A 15,873-nucleotide genomic window follows, 5' to 3' on the forward strand; every position below is an offset into this window, starting at 1 on the left:
TGCTAAGCAAGTTAGCGATTCGCTCAACGCACGAAAGGCAGCGGTCCGGCCGGATGGGAGAATCGCCCCATGACCACCGTCGGCCGCCCCAGCCAGGCGCAGCCCGCATCCGTCCGGCTCGTCGACGTGGCCGACGCGGCACGGGTCTCGGTCTCCACCGCGTCGCGCGTGCTCGCCGGCCGCGGCGAGGTGCGGCCGGAGACCCGTGCGCGCATCGAGGCGGCGGCGATCGAGCTCGGCTACCGCCGTGGTGAGGAACGACGCGGGCGGCCGCGCGGCGGCACCGCCGGGCTCATCGACCTGGTGCTGGGCAACTTCCACGACGCCTGGAGCGACGAGGTCGTCGCCGGCGCGCGCATCGCCGCCACCGAGGCCGGCTACGACCTGGTGCTCACCGCCGAGCGCGACGCGCCCGACGACGACTGGCCGGCGCGCATCGCACGGCGCGGCTCGGCGGGCGTGGTGATCGGCCTGAGCGGCCCGACCGGCCCGCAGCTCGAGATGCTCGAGCGCCTCGGCATCCCGCTCGTGCTGCTCGACCCCCGGGCCGAGCGCAACCGCGCGGCCACGACCATCGGCACGACCAACCGCGAGGGCGGCGCGTCCGCGGCGCGGCACCTCGTCGACCGCGGCGCGCGACGCTTCCTGGTCGTCTCGACGCAGCCGCGGTACCGCTTCGGCCGGGCGCGCGTCGAGGGCTTCACCGAGGCGCTCCACGAGCGGATGCCCGATGCGCGCATCGACGAGGTGCCCGTGCGCTGGGGCGCGCACCCCGCGGCCGCGGTGCTCGAGCCGCTGCGCGACGCACTGGGCGAGGACCTGGGCATCTTCGCCAGCACCGACGGCCTGGCGCTCGGCGTCTACCAGGCGGCCGCCGCGCTCGGCGCCCGCATCCCCGACGACCTGCAGCTCATCGGCTTCGACGACCTGCGCCACTCGGCCTGGCTGCAGCCGCCGCTCACGACGGTGCACCAGCCGGTGCGCGAGATGGCCGCGCAGGCGGTGCGGATGATCGACGGTCACGCGCACGGCGCGCTGCTCGAGCCGGGCCACGTCGAGTTCCCGACCGAGCTGGTGGTGCGCGGCTCGACGCGCTGAGCCGCCCGCCTGGACGGCGCACCCCGTACCCCTGGACCCGCACTGGCAGCCGCCGCGCCGACCCCGCACCGGGTGCCTACCCTCGCACCATGAGCTCCGAGACGCGCCCCTGGTCCGCCGCACGACCGTGGCGGATCGCCATGATCGCCTTCGGCGCGGCCGCGCTCGTCGGGCTCGGCCTCTTCATCGTCGGCACCGCCCTGTCGGCCGCGGAGTACTCGGCCAACGGCGCCGATCAGGGGGCGGGCGACGAGCCGGTCTCGGGTCCGCTGCTCGTCGTGAGCACGCTCGGGCCGGCGCTGCTCGCCATCGGGCTCGCGGGCGCGCTCATCGCCCTCATCGGCTCCATCGTCACGGCCCGGAAGGCCTCCGGCGCACCGAGGCAGGGCGACTGAGTGCCGCTGCTCGGCCCCGGCGGGGCATCCGCCCTCGACGTCATGACGTTCAACGCGCGGCGCATCGTGCCGCATCTGCGGCCCCGGCACCCCGACCGCTGGTCGCGGCGCCGCGGGGCGTTCACCGCCCTGCTCGCCGAGGAGCGGCCGGCCGTCCTCGGCCTGCAGGAGGCGCAGCCCGAGCACCTGCGCGCTGCCCGCGATGCGCTCGACGGCTACGCCGTGCTCGGCACCGGCCGCTCGCGCCGCGGCGGCGACGAGGCCACCCCGCTGCTCGTCGACACCGATCGGTTGGAGGTGGAGCGCTGGCGCCAGCTCTCGCTCTCGACCACGCCGCACCGCGCCGGATCGCGCTCCTGGGGCTCGGCGTTCCCCCGCATCCTCGTCGAGGCGCGCCTGCGCGACCGCGCGACCGGCGTGCGCTGGCAGGTCGTGAACACGCACCTCGACGTCGTGTCGCCGCTCGCCCGGCGGCGCTCCGCATCCCTCATCCGCACCCTGCTCGACGACGGCCCCGCCGTCGTGATGGGCGATGCCAACGCCGGCACCCGCTCCCCCGCGTACCGCACGCTCGTGACGCGGGGGCCGCTGCGCGACGCGATGCGGGAGGCGCCGCATCCGCTCGGCGCACGGCTCGGCACCCGCAACGGGTACCGCCGGCCCGGGCCGGGTCGCCGCATCGACTGGCTGCTCGTCGGCGGACCGGTGATCGTCGAGGCGGCCGGAGCGAACCGGGCCCGGCCCGGCGGCCGATGGCCGAGCGACCACCTGCCCGTGCAGGCGCGGCTGCGGGCGATCGGATGAGGTCGGTCCGCCAGCGCCGCGAGGACGGCGCCGCCGACGGCGCCCCGCTGCGGGACCGCCTGGTCGCCGCGTTCCTGCGCACCCCGGACTCCCCCGCGCTCATGGCCGCGGATGCGCTGCGGATCATCGGCCTGCTCAGCGTCGCCACCGGCGTCGCCATCGGCGAACCGGTTACGGCGGCGATGTTCGCCCTCACCCTCGTCGGACTCGTGGCCCCGCGATTCCTCGGCGTGCGCGGCGGCTTCGACGCGATCGTCGGCGCCACCCTGCTGGTGGCCGCGTGGTGCAGCGCCCTCGAGCTCTACATCACCGTGCCGATCGTCGACCTGCCGGTGCACTTCGCGCTGAACGGCGCCCTCGCCGCGCTCGCCGTCCTCGCGCTGCGCACCGCCGGCGTCGTCCCGGCGAAGGGCGGACGTGCGCTCGAGACGCTGCTCGTCGGCACCGTCGGCGTGACCCTCGGGGTGCTGTGGGAGTTCGGCGAGTGGGCCGGCCACACGTGGGTCGATCCCGAGATCCTGGTCGGGTACGACGACACGATCGGCGACCTGCTGGTCGGCGGCCTGGGGGCGTTCGCCGCGGCGCTGCTGATGCGCTGGGCGGGCGCGCGCCAGTGGGGCCCGCTGTGGCCCGGCGCCCGGTGAGCCGGGCCCTCGCTACGCTCGGCGGGTGACCACCCCCTCCTCGTCAAGATCTGCGGCCTGCGCACCTCCGAGTCCATCGACGTGGCCATCGAGGCCGGAGCGGATGCGATCGGCATCGTCCACGCCGCCGGCAGCCCCCGAACCGTCGACCTGCCGACCGCCCGCGCCCTCGTCGACCACGTCGCCGGTCGCGCGACGACGGTGCTCGTCGTCAAGGGCATCGCCCCCGAGCCGGCCGCGGAGGCGGCCCGCGAGGCGGGCGTCGACGTGCTGCAGGTGCACGGCTACGACCGCGAGCGGACCGGGCGCGCACTCGAGCTGTTCCCGCGGATCTGGCGCGCGACCTCGCCCGGCGGCGACTTCGACCCGTGGGGCGAGGAGCTGCTGCTCATCGACTCCCCGCGCGCGGGCTCGGGCGAGCGCTGGGACCTGCGAGCGCTGCTCCAGCGGCGTCCGAGCGGACCGTGGATGCTGGCGGGCGGGCTCGACCCCGACAACGTGGCGCGCGCGGTCCTCGATGCGCGACCGGCCGGTGTCGACGTCTCGAGCGGCGTGGAGTCCGCGCCCGGCGTGAAGGACCTGGAGCGCATCCGCCGCTTCGCGGCCGCCGCGCGAAGCAGCACCTGAGCGACTCGGCGGTACGCGTCCGCGTACCGCCGAGTCGCTCGCGTACGGCATCCGCTGATCGGCCGCCGAGCAGTCGTCCCGCCGCGAGCTCCGCGGCTTATCGCGCAAAAACCTCGCGGTCGGCGGGAGCGGACGGGAGCATGGACCCGCAACCCGGAACCGTCGAGGAGGACGCATGCCCCGCAACGCGCTCGTGGTGCGAGGAGGCTGGGACGGTCACGCCCCCGTCGCCGCCACCGAGCTCTTCATCCCCTTCCTGGAGCGCGAGGGGTTCACCGTCCGCGTCGAGGAGTCGAACGAGGTCTACGAGGACGAGGCGCTGCTCGCGAGCACCGACCTCGTCGTGCAGACCGTGACGATGTCCACGATCGAGCGCACCGCGTTCGAGAAGCTCCGCGCCGCCATCGAGGGCGGGCTCGGCTTCGCCGGCTGGCACGGCGGCATCGCCGACTCGTACCGCAACAACAGCGACTACCTGCACCTGGTGGGCGGGCAGTTCGCCACGCATCCGGGCAAGCCGCACGACGGCAGCCTCGGCGAGCGCCCCGGCGACGCGAGCGACAACTTCCTGCCGTACACGGTCGAGATCAACGAGGCGGGCCGCGCGCACCCGATCACGCAGGGCATCGAGGACTTCGACCTCGTCAACGAGCAGTACTGGGTGCTGCACGACGACTACATCGACGTGCTCGCCACCACGACGCATCCGGCCCGCGAGGACCAGCCGTGGCACCGTCCGGTCACCTCCCCCGCCGTGTGGACGCGGCAGTGGGGCGAGGGCCGCATCTTCGTGGCGACCCCGGGGCACGATCTCGAGACGCTGCAGCATCCGTCCGTCCGCACCATCATCGAGAGGGGTCTCCTGTGGGCCAGCCGCACCGCGTAGGCATCATCGGCGTCGGGTTCATCTCCGGCCAGTACCTGACCACCCTGGCGAACCAGTCGTCCGTGCGCATCGTCGCCATCGCCGACCTGGACCGCGCGAAGGCCGAGGAGGTCGCCGCGGGCATCGAGGGCGCCCGCGCGCTCGACGTCGCCGAGCTGCTCGCCGACCCCGAGGTCGAGACCGTGCTCAACCTCACGATCCCGGGCGCGCACGCCGAGATCGCGCTCGCCGCGCTCGACGCCGGCAAGAACGTCTACGGCGAGAAGCCGCTGGCGGTCACGCTCGACGACGGTCGGCGCATCATGGAGCGAGCGGATGCGGTCGGCCGCTTCGTCGGCTCCGCACCGGACACCGTGCTCGGCACCGGCATCCAGACCGCCCGCAAGGCGATCGACGACGGCCTCATCGGCCGTCCGCTCGCCGCCGTGGCCACCTGGGTGGCCCCCGGCCACGAGCTGTGGCACCCGAACCCCGACTTCTACTACCAGCCCGGCGGCGGACCGGTGCTCGACATGGGGCCGTACTACATCCACTCGCTGCTGCAGCTGCTCGGCCCGGTCACGGCGGTGGTCGGTCTCAGCAGCCGCTCCCGCGACGAGCGCTCCATCGGCTCGGGCCCGCGCGAGGGCGAGACCTTCCCGGTGGCCGTGCAGTCGCACCTCGCCGGAGCGCTGCAGCACGCGAGCGGGGCCATCTCGACGGTGACGGTGAGCTTCGACGCGGTGCGCACGACGGCCGCGCCCATCGAGGTGCACGGCGAGACCGGCAGCCTCAGCGTGCCCGACCCGAACATGTTCGAGGGCGAGTCCGCGATCTTCCGCCTCGGCGGCGACGCGTGGGAGGCCCTGCCGCCGTCGGCCGGCTACGTCGACTCGGGCCGCGGCGTGGGCCTCGTCGACTTCGCGGCGGGCCACGGTCGCGCGTCGGGCGCCATCGGGCTGCACGCCCTCGAGATCATGACCGGACTGCTCGAGGCGGCGGAGTCCGGCACCCGCGTCGAGATCGCCTCGACCTTCCCGACGCCGGACCTCGTGCCCCTCACCGCCGCGGAGGCCTGGCGGGACTGAGCCGCGGGCACAGGACGTGGCCCATCGGGCGCGGGGGCCGAGCCGCTCAGCCCCCGTGCCCGATGGCGACGAGCTCGGCGCGCGAGCGGGCGCCGAGCTTGCGCAGCAGATTCGACACGTGGTACTTCGCCGTGTTCAGGCTGATGCCGAGCTCGTCGGCGATGTCCTGGTTGCGGCGGCCGGCACCGACCAGGCGCAGCACGTCGCGCTCTCGCGCGGTGAGCTCGGCGTCGCCCGCCGAGAGCTCGTGCGGCGCCGGCGGATCGAGGGGGATGCGGATGGCGAGGGCCGTGCCCCAGCCCGGCGTCGCGTCGACGCGCAGCTCGCCGTCGAGTGCGCTGACGCGCTCGGCGATGGGGCGCATCGCGTCGTCGTTCGCGCTGGCGCCGCCGGCGCCGTCGTCGCGGAGATTGACCAGCAGGTTGAGCCCGTCGCAGTCCCACTGGATGCGCACCCGGCGCGCGTCGCCGGCGTCGACGAGCGCGAGCACGGCGATGCGCACGATGGCGCGCGCCGCGAGGGCGACCTCCCCGGGCAGGGCGCGGCCGCTGCTCGGCGGCTCGACGAACTGCATCTCGAGCTCGCCGAAGCGCACCAGCGGGCGCAGGTCGCTGCGGAGGCGGTCGAAGGCGCCCGTCACGGGTTCGAGCATGCTGGCGCGCTGCCCGTCCGTCGCGGTGCGCAGCTCGACCAGGGCGGTTGCGGCGACGTCGATCGCCGCGGTGCGCGCGGCCCGGTCGTCGAGCCGGCCAGCGCGCAGGATGGCGAGCACCGATTCGAGCGTCACCGCGTGACGGTCGGCCTGCTCGGCGACCGTGCGGGCGTGCTCGAGCAGCAGGGCGCGGGTGGCGGGCGCGGCATCCATCCGCCCAACCTACCCGTTCGACGGGACCACCCGATCGGGTAGGCGCACCACGCCGACGACCAGCTGCGCATCCGCTCGGGCTCGACCAGCATCGAGCCATGCCCGACACTCCGCTCGCCCTCCTGCGCGCCGAGCTCGACCGCGTACTGCTGCGGCCGGCGCTCGACGAGCAGCTGCAGGCCCTCGCCGACGCCGTGGACGACGCACCCGCGGTCTTCGTGCTGGGCGCAGGACGCTCCGGCCTGGCCCTGCGGATGACCGCCATGCGCCTGATGCACCTCGGCCGCACGGTGCACGTGGTCGGCGAGACCACGACGCCGGCCATCTGCGAGGGCGAGCTGCTGCTCGCCGCCAGCGGCTCCGGCACCACCGCCGGCATCGTGCGCGCGGCGGAGACGGCGCGGGACGCGGGCGCCCGCATCGCCGCGATCACCACCGACGCCGCCGCGCCCTGGCCGGCCTCGCGACGTCGATCGTCGAGCTGCCGGCCGCCGGCAAGCTCGACCGCTCGGGCACCGCCTCGGCCCAGTACGCCGGCTCGCTCTTCGAGCAGGCCGTCATGCTGCTCGGCGATGCGCTCTTCCACGAGCTCTGGCAGCGCTCCGGGCGCACCGCCGACGAGCTGTGGCCCCGGCACGCGAACCTCGAATGACCCACCATCACGACACCCAAGGAGCACCCATGCAGCTGCAGTTCGCCATCGATACCCTCAGCACCGACGCCGCCCTCGAGCTCGCCGCGGCCGCCGCGCCGCACGTCGACATCCTCGAGCTCGGCACCCCGCTCATCAAGAGCGAGGGCGTCGCCGCGATCCGCGCCCTGCGCGCCGCGCACCCCGACAAGACCCTGCTCGCCGACCTGAAGACCGCCGACGCCGGCGAGCTCGAGGCCGACCTCGCCTTCGGCGCGGGCGCCGACCTCGTCACGGTGCTCGGCACCGCCGACGACAGCACCATCGCGGGTGCCGTGAAGGCCGCCGGGAAGCACGGCAAGGGCGTCGTCGTCGACCTGATCGGCGTCGCCGACAAGGCCGAGCGCGCCCGCCAGGCCGCCGAGCTGGGCGCCGTGTTCTCCGAGTTCCACGCGGGGCTCGACGAGCAGGCGCAGGACGGCTACTCGCTCGACACCCTGCTCAGCGCGGGCAGCGCCTCCGGCACCGACTTCTCGGTGGCCGGCGGCGTCTCGGTCGCCACCATCGCCGCCGTCCAGGCCGCGGGAGCGCGCGTCGCCGTCGCCGGCGGCGCCATCTACGGCGCGCCCGACGTGGCCGCCGCGGCCGCCGAGCTCAAGGCCGCGATCGCCTGATCGCCCCGCCAGCTCGCCGGTCGGGCAGGCGCTCCCGGCCGTCGACGGCGTGCCGTCAGGACTCCTTCGGCACCCGCACGCGCAGCGCGCCCTCGTCGACCGTGGTGCGGAACGCCACCGCGCGGCCGAAGCCGTCGCCGTCGAGCTCGATCTCCTGCGGGTGGTCGAAGCGCGCCGAGAAGCGGCGGGACTGCACGTAGTTGAGGGCCTCGATCGGCCGCTCGCCGAACAGCTTGCGCAGGGGGTCCGACGGATCAGGCCGTTCTCGATGACCACCTTCGTGAGCACCTGCAGCCAGCTGCCGATGCCCTCCGGGCTGAGCAGCAGCACGTCGAAGACGCCGTCGTCGATCGACGCCTCGGGCAGCAGCAGGATGTTGCCCGTGAGCGTGCCGCAGTTGCCGACGATCACGGTGTTGGCGCGCAGGCGCTTGCGGGGCCCGTCGTCGAGCCGGTAGCGCAGGTGCAGCGTGTTCTCGTCGCGCAGCGCGACGACGATCGCCTTGACGTAGGCGAGCCAGCCGATGCGCGCCTTGAGGTCCTCGTCGGTGGCGGCGAGCATCTTCGCGTCGATGCCGGCGCCGGCCATCACGAGGAAGGCGTGCCGGGCGACGGAGCCGTCCTCCTTGCGGATCTCGATGCGGCCCAGGTCGATCGCGCGCTCGTCGCCGGTGAAGGCGGTGCGGATCGAGTGCTCGACGTCGTCGAGCGTCAGGTCCATGTTGCGGGCGAGCAGGTTGCCGGTGCCGGAGGGCAGCAGGGCGAAGGCCACGTCGTGGTCGGCCACGGTCTCGGCGACGATGCGCACCGTGCCGTCGCCCCCGGCCGCGATCACCAGGTCGACGCCGGCGTCGAGCGCCTCCTGCGTGGCGCCGCGGCCCGGGTCCTCCTTCGAGGTCTCGAACCAGAGGGTCTCGTCCCATCCGGCGTCCGCCTGCTCGCGTTCGGCGACCGCCTTGACGGTCTCCAGGTCGATCTTCACGGGGTTGTAGACGACGGCTGCGCGCACGGGGCACCTCTCGACGAGCGGATGGGAGCGTTGCCCGATTCCACCGCATCCGGCCGAGCGGACGGCGGCATGCACCCCGCGCTCGCAGCTTTCGCGGTCCCTTCCTGGGCTGCAGCCCCGAGCCCGGCCCGAAGTGCGTTCCGCGGATGGAGGCTGACGCCACCCAGGAGAGGCGGAGCGAGATGTCCCAGCGCAGCGGCAAGGCGGTCCGGTACGACCGGTTCGGCACCTTCGACGTGGTGCAGATCGTGCCGATCGAGCGGCCGACCGCGGCACCCGGCGAGATCGTCGTCGAGGTGTCGGCGGCGGGCCTGAACCACATCGAGCGCTTCCTGCGCGAGGGCGCCTGCGCGACCGCATCGACGTGCCGCTGCCGGCCGGCCAGGGCGTCGACTTCGCCGGCGTCGTCGTGGGCGTCGGCGCCGGTGCGAAGCGCTTCAGGATCGGCGACGAGGTGCTCGGCCACGCCCCGGAGGCCGGCTCGCACGCCACCTGGCTGCGGATCCCCGAGACGGCGGCCATCCGCAAGCCCGCCCGACTGCCGCTCGAGGTCGCCGGCGGCCTCTACCTCGCCGGCTGCACCGCCGTGGAGGTGGTCGACGCCCTGCGCCTCGGCCGGGACGACACCGTCGTCATCACCGCGGCCGCCGGAGGCGTCGGACACATCGAGGCGCAGCTGGCCCGCAGGACGGGCGCTCGCGTCGTCGCGCTCGGCAGCGTCGGGAACCACGACTTCCTCCGTCAGATCGGCGCGCATCCGGTGGTGTACGGCGACGGCGAGGAGCAGCGCATCCGCGATGCCGCGGAGGGTCGCACGATCACCGCCTTCATCGACAACCACGGGGAGTCGGGGGCGGATGCGCTCGCGCGCCGCCTGGGCGTGCCCGCCGAGCGCTTCGTCTCGAGTCCCGACCGGCTCGAGATCGAGCTGCGCCTGCTGCGCGCGCCCGCCGACGACTCGGCGATCGAGGAGCGCCTGACCAGGATCGCGAACCTCGTCGCCGATCGGCAGATCGACGTGCTCGTCTCCGGCTTCTACCCCTTCGACCTCATCACGGAGGCCTACCGGGACCTCGCCGAGCTGCACTCGCGGGGCAAGGTCGTGGTCGGCATGCGGGTGGTGGAGGACGGCGAGCGCCAGTCCTGGTACCTCAGCGAGAAGGCGCGGTCACGGCACGAGCGGCAGGAGGCGGCGGAGCACGCCTGATCCCGCACCATCGCGGGGTCAGTCGAGCGCGGCGGCGACCCACCGCGCGATGGGGTCCGCGCCCGCATGGTCGTCCGCCGTGATGGTGACCACGGTGCCGCCTCGGTGGATCTGCAGCTGCCCGTAGGCGCCGTGCAGCCGCCAGGTGCCGCCGAAGCCGTCCCAGCCGGCCAGCGCGTAGCGCCGGTAGCCCGGCGACTCGCCGGCCGCGACCCACTCGCCGTGCATCGCCGCGGGCCATCGCGCCGACACGAGCCGCTCGCCGTTCCACGAGCCGCCGTCGCGGATCAGCCGTCCGATGCGCGCCAGCTCCCCGGTGCTCAACGCGAGCCCGCCACCGCCGGCGATGTACCCGTTCGGGCAGCGCTCCCAGCGCGCCCCGCGGATGCCCAGCGGGGCGAGCAGGACGCGATCCACGTACTCGCCCACGTCGCCCACGGCGAGGCCGAGCAGGCGCATCGCCGTGTACGTGCTGGCGTTGGAGTACTGGAACACGGCCCCGCGCGACGGACGGCCCAGGAACTCCCGCGCGAGGTCCGGCCAGTCGCTCAGCAGGGTGGGCGTCCACGGCAGGTCGATGCCGCTGGTCATGTTCAGCAGTCGGCGGAGACCCAGCTCGGCGACCCCCTCGCCGAGGCGGTCGTCGAGACCGGCGGCGGCGAGGCTGCGGCCGATCGGCTCGTCGAGATCGACGAGCCCCGCGTCGGCCGCGATCCCCGCGGCCAGCACGCAGACGCCCTTTGCGACCGAGTGGATGTCACGCCGCTCCGGCGTGCGCCAGTGGTGCTCGGCGCTCTGCTCGCCGACGAGCACGTGCACGCCGTGCGCCCCGAAGCCCTGCGACTCGATCTGCTGCACCAGGCGGTCCCGGAGGTCGGCGGCGCGGTGCATGCGCCCAGTCTGGCACCGGCGCCCCGCCGGCCGGTCCGTATGATCGTCGGGTGCACGCCGAAGCCGCCCACGGGTCCTGGCGCAGGGAGGCGCGCACGGTGCTCGTGTCGCGACCGCGCACCCCCGTGACGGTCCCGGCGCCGTTCGCGATCTCCTCCGGGAGCATCCGCTCGGATCGGCCGCTCGAGTTCGCGCCGCACGCCCATCGCCTGCACGAGCTGGTCTGGGTGCGCGGCGGCACCATGACGGTGCGCTCGGGCCGGAGCATCGTCACCGTGCCCGAGGGGTCGGGCCTCTGGCTGCCCGCCGGAACCGAGCACAGCGGCCGGATCACCGCCGCCGCGGTGCTCTGCGACGCGCAGTTCGATCCCGCTCGCAGCCCCGTGGCGTTGGCGGATGTCACGGTCGTCGAGATCCGGCCGGTGCTGGGGGCGCTGCTGACGCATCTGCAGCGCGACGACCTGCAGCCGCCGGAGCGCCTGCGCGCCGAGGCGGTCGTCTTCGATCTGATCCGGCCCGCCCGCCGCACCTTCGTCCTGGCCGTGCCGGACGGCGGCCGCATCTCCGCGATGGTCGAGCACCTGCTCGACGATCCCGCCGACCCGCGCTCCGGTGCGGACTGGGCACGCGAGCTCGGGCTCAGCGAGCGCTCGCTCACGCGGGCCTTCCGCGCCCAGACCGGGCTGTCGTATCTGCAGTGGCGCCAGACCCTGCGCGTGCAGAGCGCCCTCACCCTGCTCGGCGAGGGGGCGCAGGTGCAGGAGGTCGCGGAGCAGCTCGGCTACGCGCAGCCGAGCACCTTCATCGCAGCCTTCCGTCGCATCACCGGCACCACCCCGGGGGCCTTCACCGCGCGCCCGCGCCATGTCTGAAACACCGCACCGGTTGTCCGCTGTGCCCGATTGCCGTCGCTGAGGCCCGGGCCTACAGTGCTCAGGTAAGCCTCACCTCATCCCCCGCGCCGAGCCCTCGCGCTGCCGCGCCGACACCCGTGCATCGAGATCCCATGTCCGCAGCCGACGCGCCCACGCTCACCGGAGCGGACCTCGTGCTCGGCTTCGGCCGCCGCCTCGTCGTGCAGAGCGTGAGCGCCAGGCTCCGCAGCGGCGTCGTGACCGCGCTCATCGGCCCCAACGGTTCCGGCAAGTCGACGCTGCTGCGGGCGCTGGCTCGACTGCACAGCCCGGCGGGCGGCCGCGTCGAGCTCACGGGCGGCGTGCCCGCCGCCTCCCTGAGCGCGCGGGAGTTCGCCAGGGCGGTCACCCTCTTCACGCAGACGCGCTCCGCTCCGCAGGGCCTGAGCGTCCGCGAGGTGGTGACCTTCGGGCGCCACCCCCACCGCAGGGCCCTCGCCGGACCGAGCGCAGCCGATCGCGCCGCGGTCGACGAGGCCATGCGACGCACCGGGGTCGCGAGCATGGCCGACCGCGCGGCGGGCGAGCTCAGCGGCGGCGAGCTGCAGCGCGTCTGGCTCGCCGCCTGCCTCGCCCAGCAGACCGGCACGATCCTGCTCGACGAGCCCACCAACCACCTCGATCTGCGCTACCAGATGGAGGTCCTCGACCTCATCCGCGACCTCGCCGACGTCGAGGGTGCGGCCATCGGGGTCGTGCTGCACGACCTCGACCACGCCGCGCACGTCGCCGACCATCTGCTGCTGCTGCACGAGGGGCGCATCCTCGCCGAGGGTCCGCCGGCCGAGGTGCTCACGGCCGAGCACCTCGGCGCGGCCTACGGGCTGCGCGTCGACGTGAGCCGCGACGTCGGCAGCGGCCGGCTGCGGATCGACCCCGTCAGCCGCCGCAGCGAGCGGATGCACGACGCGCACCGACCCCGTCCCGATCGAGAGGAACCACCCGCATGACCCGCCCCCATCCGATGGCGTCCGTCGTCGCTGCCGCCATCGCCGTCCTGGCGCTCGCCGGCTGCGGCACCACCGAGGTCGACACGGCAGCCCCGGCCGGCACGGTCGGCTCCGCCGAGTGCGAGGCCGACACCACCGAGACCGCATCCGGCCCGGTGACGCTCACCGACAGCCTCGGGCGCACCGTCGAGCTCGACGAGCCCGCCGAGCGCGTCGTCGTGCTCGAATGGCAGCAGACCGAGGACCTGCTCACGCTGTGCATCGCTCCCGTCGGCGCCGCGTCGACCGCCGACTACGCGACCTACGTCAGCGCCGAGACGCTGCCCGAGAGCACCGCCGACGTCGGCGAGCGCGGCGAGCCCGACCTCGACACGCTCTACGGCCTCGACCCGGACCTCATCGTGATCGAGGCCTACGACGAGGACGACGAGCTGCTGCAGCAGCTCGAGCAGCGCGACGTGCCGGTGCTGGCGACGATCGGCGCGGACGCCTCCGGCCAGATCGACAACATGAAGCACGTGTTCGAGCTCATCGCCGAGGCCACGGGTCGCACCGAGCGGGCCGAGGCCGTGCTCGCGGAGTTCGACGAGCACCTCGCGCAGGCCAAGGCGTCCGTCGCCGACGCCGAGCTCGCCACCGACCGCTTCGTCTTCTTCGACGGGTGGATCGAGAGCGGCAACGTGGTCATCCGCCCCTACGGCGAGGGCGCCCTCTTCACCGAGCTCGGCGAGCAGCTCGGACTCCAGGGGGCCTGGACGGATGCGGTCGACGCGTCCTACGGCAGCGGCGGGGTGGACCCCGCCTACGGGCTCGGGCAGACCGACATCGAAGGGCTCACCGCCGTCGGCGACGCGAACCTCGTCTTCTCGAACGACGGCACCGCCGAGAGCTACGTGACCGAGCTGGAGAAGAGCCCGATCTGGACGGCCCTGCCGGCGGTGCAGGAGGGTCGCGCCTACGAGTTCCCGCCCGGTGTCTGGGGCGCCGGCGGACCCCGCTCGGGCCAGCAGGCCATCGACGCTTTCGTGGACGTGATCGCCGGTTCGTGACCCCGCGTCCGTCCGCCGCCGAGCGCCGTCCCGACCGCGGGACGGCGCTCGGCGGCGTCGGCGTGCTGCTGCTCATCGGCGTCGCGATCGTCGCCGTCGGCCTCTGGCACGTGGCGCAGGGCACCTCGGGCCTCGGCGCCGTCGACCTGCTGCGCGCGCTCGGGGGCGAGGACGTCGCCGTCGGCGGCGTCTCCGCCGAGGACATCGTCTCGGGGTCCCGTCTGCCCCGCCTGCTCGCGGGGGTGGCGGTCGGCCTCGCGCTGGGCGCCGCGGGCGCCCTGCTGCAGTCGATCACCCGCAATCAGCTCGCCTCGCCCGACACCCTCGCGGTCACCGCGGGCGCCTACTGCGCGCTCACCGCCGTCGCGGCGTTCGGCATCGCCGTACCGCTCTGGGCCTCGAGCGCCGTCGCCTTCCTCGGAGGCCTGCTGGCCGCGCTGCTCGTGCTCGCGCTCACCGGCAGCGCCGCGGGCACCTCCAGCACCCGGCTGCTCCTGGCGGGCTCGGCCATCGCCATGGGGCTCGACTCCGTCACCGCCATGCTGCTCATCCTGTTCCGCGAGAGCACCACCGGCCTCTTCGCCTGGGGCAGCGGCTCCCTCGGGCAGCTCAACCTCGACGCCGCCGTCCGCGCCGCGCCGGTCATCGCAGCAGCCCTCGGCGCCGCGCTGCTGCTGCACCGGAGGCTCGACGTGCTCGGCCTCGGCGAGGACAACGCCGCCTCCCTCGGCGTGCCCGTGCGCTCGACCAGGACGATCGCCGTCCTCTGCGCCGTGCTGCTGACGGGCATCTCGGTGACGCTCGCCGGTCCGATCGCCTTCGTCGGCCTCGGGGCGCCGGTGCTGACCAGACTGCTCGCCGTCCGGGTCCGCGCGCTCCGACGGCATGTCTGGCTGATCCCGGCATCGGCGATGATCGGCGCGCTGCTCATCCTGCTCGCCGACGCGGTGCTGCGCGCGGTGCTCGGCGCCGAGGGCGCCACCGCGATCCCGACCGGCATCCCCACCGCCCTGCTCGGCGGTCTCGTGATCGTCGCCCTCGCCATGCGGGTGCGCGACGCCGGTGCCGCGCGGGTGGCGCGGGCGGTGCGCTCGACCCTGCGCACCCGGAGGCGCTTCGCCATCGCGACGGCGGTCATCGGATGCGCGGTGGTCGCGACCGTCGTCGTCGCTCTGCTGCTCGGCAGCCTGCAGCTGCGCCTCGGCGACGTGGCCCTCTGGCTGCAGCAGGCCGCCCCCGAGCTGGTGGCGCGCGCGCTCGACGAGCGGCTCGCGCGCATCCTCGCGGCCCTGCTCGCGGGCGCGGCGCTGGCGTTGGCGGGCACGGCGGTGCAGAGCTCCGTCCGCAATCCGCTCGCCGAACCCGGTCTGCTCGGCATCACGGCCGGCGCCGGGCTCGGCGCCGTGGTCGTCGTCACCTCCGGAGCGGGCGGACGGCCCGTCCTCATCGCCGCGGCCATCGCCGCCGGGCTCGGCACCTTCGCCCTGATCACCGTCCTCGCCCGCCGCGGGGGCTTCCTGCCCGACCGCTTCGTGCTCGTCGGCATCGGCGCCGGCTACGCGCTCAGCGCGGTGACGACCTTCCTGCTGCTCAGCTCCGACCCGTGGCAGACGCCGCGGATCCTGACCTGGCTCTCCGGCACCACCTACGGGCGGTCGCTGCAGGATGTCGCGCCCGTCGCCGTCGTGCTCCTCGCAGCGCTGCCCGCGCTGTTCGCGCTGCGACGCCAGCTCGATCTGCTGGCGATCGACGAGGACACCCCGCGTGTGCTCGGCATGCGCCCCGGGCGTGCGCGCCTCGGCCTGCTCTCGCTCGCCGCGGTGCTCGCCGCCGTCTCGGTCGTGGCCATCGGCACGGTCGGGTTCATCGGGCTCGTCGCGCCCCATCTCGCGCGCAGCCTCGTCGGGGCCAGGCACGGGCGCGTCATCCCGGTGGCGGTGCTGCTCGGGGGCTTGCTGGTGCTCGTGGCCGACACGGTGGGCCGCACCGTCATCGCGCCCGCGCAGCTGCCGGCCGGGCTCATGGTCGCCCTCATCGGCGCGCCGTACTTCATCTGGCTGCTGCGAGGCGCGCAGGACCGCTGAGGGCGCGGAGCCGACGGGCCTCGTGCCACCCCTGGTCGCGAATACCGAGCGTCCGCTAGGTTTCCAGCAGCGCCGTCCG

16 protein-coding genes and 2 pseudogenes are annotated in these 15,873 nt (G+C 74.6%); 14 read left to right on the plus strand and 4 right to left on the minus strand.

The window, feature by feature from the left end:
• Window positions 1-69: 69 nt before the first annotated feature.
• The 7 genes from QQK26_RS09505 to QQK26_RS09535 all read left to right on the plus strand — a co-directional run bounded on the left by QQK26_RS09505 (window position 70) and on the right by QQK26_RS09535 (window position 5,521).
• Window positions 70-1,098 (plus strand): LacI family DNA-binding transcriptional regulator, encoded by a 1,029-nt coding sequence (locus QQK26_RS09505; RefSeq protein ID WP_284232069.1) that lies wholly within the window; start codon window positions 70-72, stop codon window positions 1,096-1,098.
• An 89-nt stretch (window positions 1,099-1,187) separates the two neighbouring features.
• Entirely contained in the window at window positions 1,188-1,493 is a 306-nt protein-coding gene (locus tag QQK26_RS09510) for a hypothetical protein (protein WP_284232071.1), read from the plus strand.
• Window positions 1,494-2,297, plus strand: a complete 804-nt coding sequence (locus tag QQK26_RS09515) for an endonuclease/exonuclease/phosphatase family protein (RefSeq protein ID WP_284232074.1) — start codon at window positions 1,494-1,496, stop codon at window positions 2,295-2,297.
• Window positions 2,294-2,941, plus strand: coding sequence for a DUF2238 domain-containing protein (locus QQK26_RS09520; protein WP_284232076.1), 648 nt, complete (start codon window positions 2,294-2,296; stop codon window positions 2,939-2,941). Before QQK26_RS09515 ends, QQK26_RS09520 begins: the two co-directional genes overlap by 4 nt.
• Before the next feature lie 48 nt (window positions 2,942-2,989).
• A complete protein-coding gene (locus tag QQK26_RS09525) occupies window positions 2,990-3,568 on the plus strand; it encodes a phosphoribosylanthranilate isomerase (protein ID WP_284234542.1) in 579 nt (192 codons plus the stop codon).
• 175 nt (window positions 3,569-3,743) lie between these two features.
• On the plus strand, window positions 3,744-4,454 hold the full coding sequence (locus QQK26_RS09530) for a ThuA domain-containing protein (RefSeq protein WP_284232078.1): 711 nt from the start codon (window positions 3,744-3,746) through the stop codon (window positions 4,452-4,454).
• The gene (locus QQK26_RS09535) at window positions 4,433-5,521 is read left to right on the plus strand and encodes a Gfo/Idh/MocA family protein (protein ID WP_284232080.1); all 1,089 of its coding nucleotides are present in this window, start codon (window positions 4,433-4,435) and stop codon (window positions 5,519-5,521) included. Before QQK26_RS09530 ends, QQK26_RS09535 begins: the two co-directional genes overlap by 22 nt.
• A 46-nt stretch (window positions 5,522-5,567) precedes the next feature.
• Here QQK26_RS09535 and QQK26_RS09540 read toward each other — a convergent pair whose 3' ends face one another.
• Window positions 5,568-6,386, minus strand: coding sequence for a helix-turn-helix transcriptional regulator (locus tag QQK26_RS09540; protein ID WP_284232082.1), 819 nt, complete (start codon window positions 6,384-6,386; stop codon window positions 5,568-5,570).
• A 98-nt stretch (window positions 6,387-6,484) separates the two neighbouring features.
• On the opposite strand from QQK26_RS09540, the pseudogene hxlB reads away from it, so the two are divergent.
• Both hxlB and hxlA read left to right on the plus strand, forming a co-directional pair.
• Window positions 6,485-7,038: pseudogene (gene hxlB / locus QQK26_RS09545) on the plus strand (6-phospho-3-hexuloisomerase).
• Between the two features lie 29 nt (window positions 7,039-7,067).
• On the plus strand, window positions 7,068-7,691 hold the full coding sequence (gene hxlA / locus QQK26_RS09550; RefSeq protein WP_284232085.1) for a 3-hexulose-6-phosphate synthase: 624 nt from the start codon (window positions 7,068-7,070) through the stop codon (window positions 7,689-7,691).
• A gap of 55 nt (window positions 7,692-7,746) precedes the next feature.
• On the opposite strand, the gene QQK26_RS09555 is transcribed toward hxlA, so the two are convergent.
• Both QQK26_RS09555 and QQK26_RS09560 read right to left on the minus strand, forming a co-directional pair.
• Complete coding sequence (locus tag QQK26_RS09555) at window positions 7,747-7,887, minus strand: hypothetical protein (RefSeq protein WP_284232087.1); 141 nt, start codon at window positions 7,885-7,887, stop codon at window positions 7,747-7,749.
• 137 nt (window positions 7,888-8,024) lie between these two features.
• Window positions 8,025-9,059: pseudogene (locus QQK26_RS09560) on the minus strand (diacylglycerol/lipid kinase family protein); the annotation flags it as partial.
• Between the two features lie 4 nt (window positions 9,060-9,063).
• Between QQK26_RS09560 and QQK26_RS09565 the strand changes: the two are divergent.
• Window positions 9,064-9,906 (plus strand): zinc-binding dehydrogenase, encoded by an 843-nt coding sequence (locus QQK26_RS09565; protein WP_284232089.1) that lies wholly within the window; start codon window positions 9,064-9,066, stop codon window positions 9,904-9,906.
• Between the two features lie 18 nt (window positions 9,907-9,924).
• Here the strand turns inward: QQK26_RS09565 and QQK26_RS09570 are convergent, their stop codons facing one another.
• Window positions 9,925-10,797, minus strand: coding sequence for a serine hydrolase domain-containing protein (locus QQK26_RS09570; RefSeq protein WP_284232091.1), 873 nt, complete (start codon window positions 10,795-10,797; stop codon window positions 9,925-9,927).
• Window positions 10,798-10,847: 50 nt separating this feature from the next.
• Here QQK26_RS09570 and QQK26_RS09575 point away from each other — a divergent pair, with 50 nt between their 5' ends.
• The 4 genes from QQK26_RS09575 to QQK26_RS09590 all read left to right on the plus strand — a co-directional run bounded on the left by QQK26_RS09575 (window position 10,848) and on the right by QQK26_RS09590 (window position 15,794).
• Window positions 10,848-11,669: a helix-turn-helix transcriptional regulator gene (locus QQK26_RS09575; RefSeq protein ID WP_284232093.1), complete on the plus strand. Its 822-nt coding sequence runs from the start codon at window positions 10,848-10,850 to the stop codon at window positions 11,667-11,669.
• Window positions 11,670-11,803: 134 nt separating this feature from the next.
• Window positions 11,804-12,661, plus strand: a complete 858-nt coding sequence (locus QQK26_RS09580; RefSeq protein WP_284232095.1) for an ABC transporter ATP-binding protein — start codon at window positions 11,804-11,806, stop codon at window positions 12,659-12,661.
• Window positions 12,658-13,710: an iron-siderophore ABC transporter substrate-binding protein gene (locus QQK26_RS09585; RefSeq protein ID WP_284232101.1), complete on the plus strand. Its 1,053-nt coding sequence runs from the start codon at window positions 12,658-12,660 to the stop codon at window positions 13,708-13,710. The genes QQK26_RS09580 and QQK26_RS09585 overlap by 4 nt, the downstream gene beginning before the upstream one ends.
• Window positions 13,707-15,794, plus strand: a complete 2,088-nt coding sequence (locus QQK26_RS09590; protein WP_284232103.1) for an iron ABC transporter permease — start codon at window positions 13,707-13,709, stop codon at window positions 15,792-15,794. The genes QQK26_RS09585 and QQK26_RS09590 overlap by 4 nt, the downstream gene beginning before the upstream one ends.
• Window positions 15,795-15,873: the final 79 nt, after the last annotated feature.

Origin of the sequence: Arenivirga flava, from assembly GCF_030161575.1 — a bacterium.
In the GTDB taxonomy this organism is placed as follows: domain Bacteria; phylum Actinomycetota; class Actinomycetes; order Actinomycetales; family Microbacteriaceae; genus Arenivirga; species Arenivirga flava.

Coding starts and splice junctions, on each gene's coding strand:
- QQK26_RS09505 (WP_284232069.1), top strand. CDS start 70: ATGACCACCGTCGGCCGCCCCAGCCAGGCGCAGCCCGCATCCGTCCGG.
- QQK26_RS09510 (WP_284232071.1), top strand. CDS start 1,188: ATGAGCTCCGAGACGCGCCCCTGGTCCGCCGCACGACCGTGGCGGATC.
- QQK26_RS09520 (WP_284232076.1), top strand. CDS start 2,294: ATGAGGTCGGTCCGCCAGCGCCGCGAGGACGGCGCCGCCGACGGCGCC.
- QQK26_RS09530 (WP_284232078.1), top strand. CDS start 3,744: ATGCCCCGCAACGCGCTCGTGGTGCGAGGAGGCTGGGACGGTCACGCC.
- QQK26_RS09540 (WP_284232082.1), bottom strand. CDS start 6,386: ATGGATGCCGCGCCCGCCACCCGCGCCCTGCTGCTCGAGCACGCCCGC.
- hxlA (WP_284232085.1), top strand. CDS start 7,068: ATGCAGCTGCAGTTCGCCATCGATACCCTCAGCACCGACGCCGCCCTC.
- QQK26_RS09570 (WP_284232091.1), bottom strand. CDS start 10,797: ATGCACCGCGCCGCCGACCTCCGGGACCGCCTGGTGCAGCAGATCGAG.
- QQK26_RS09580 (WP_284232095.1), top strand. CDS start 11,804: ATGTCCGCAGCCGACGCGCCCACGCTCACCGGAGCGGACCTCGTGCTC.
- QQK26_RS09585 (WP_284232101.1), top strand. CDS start 12,658: ATGACCCGCCCCCATCCGATGGCGTCCGTCGTCGCTGCCGCCATCGCC.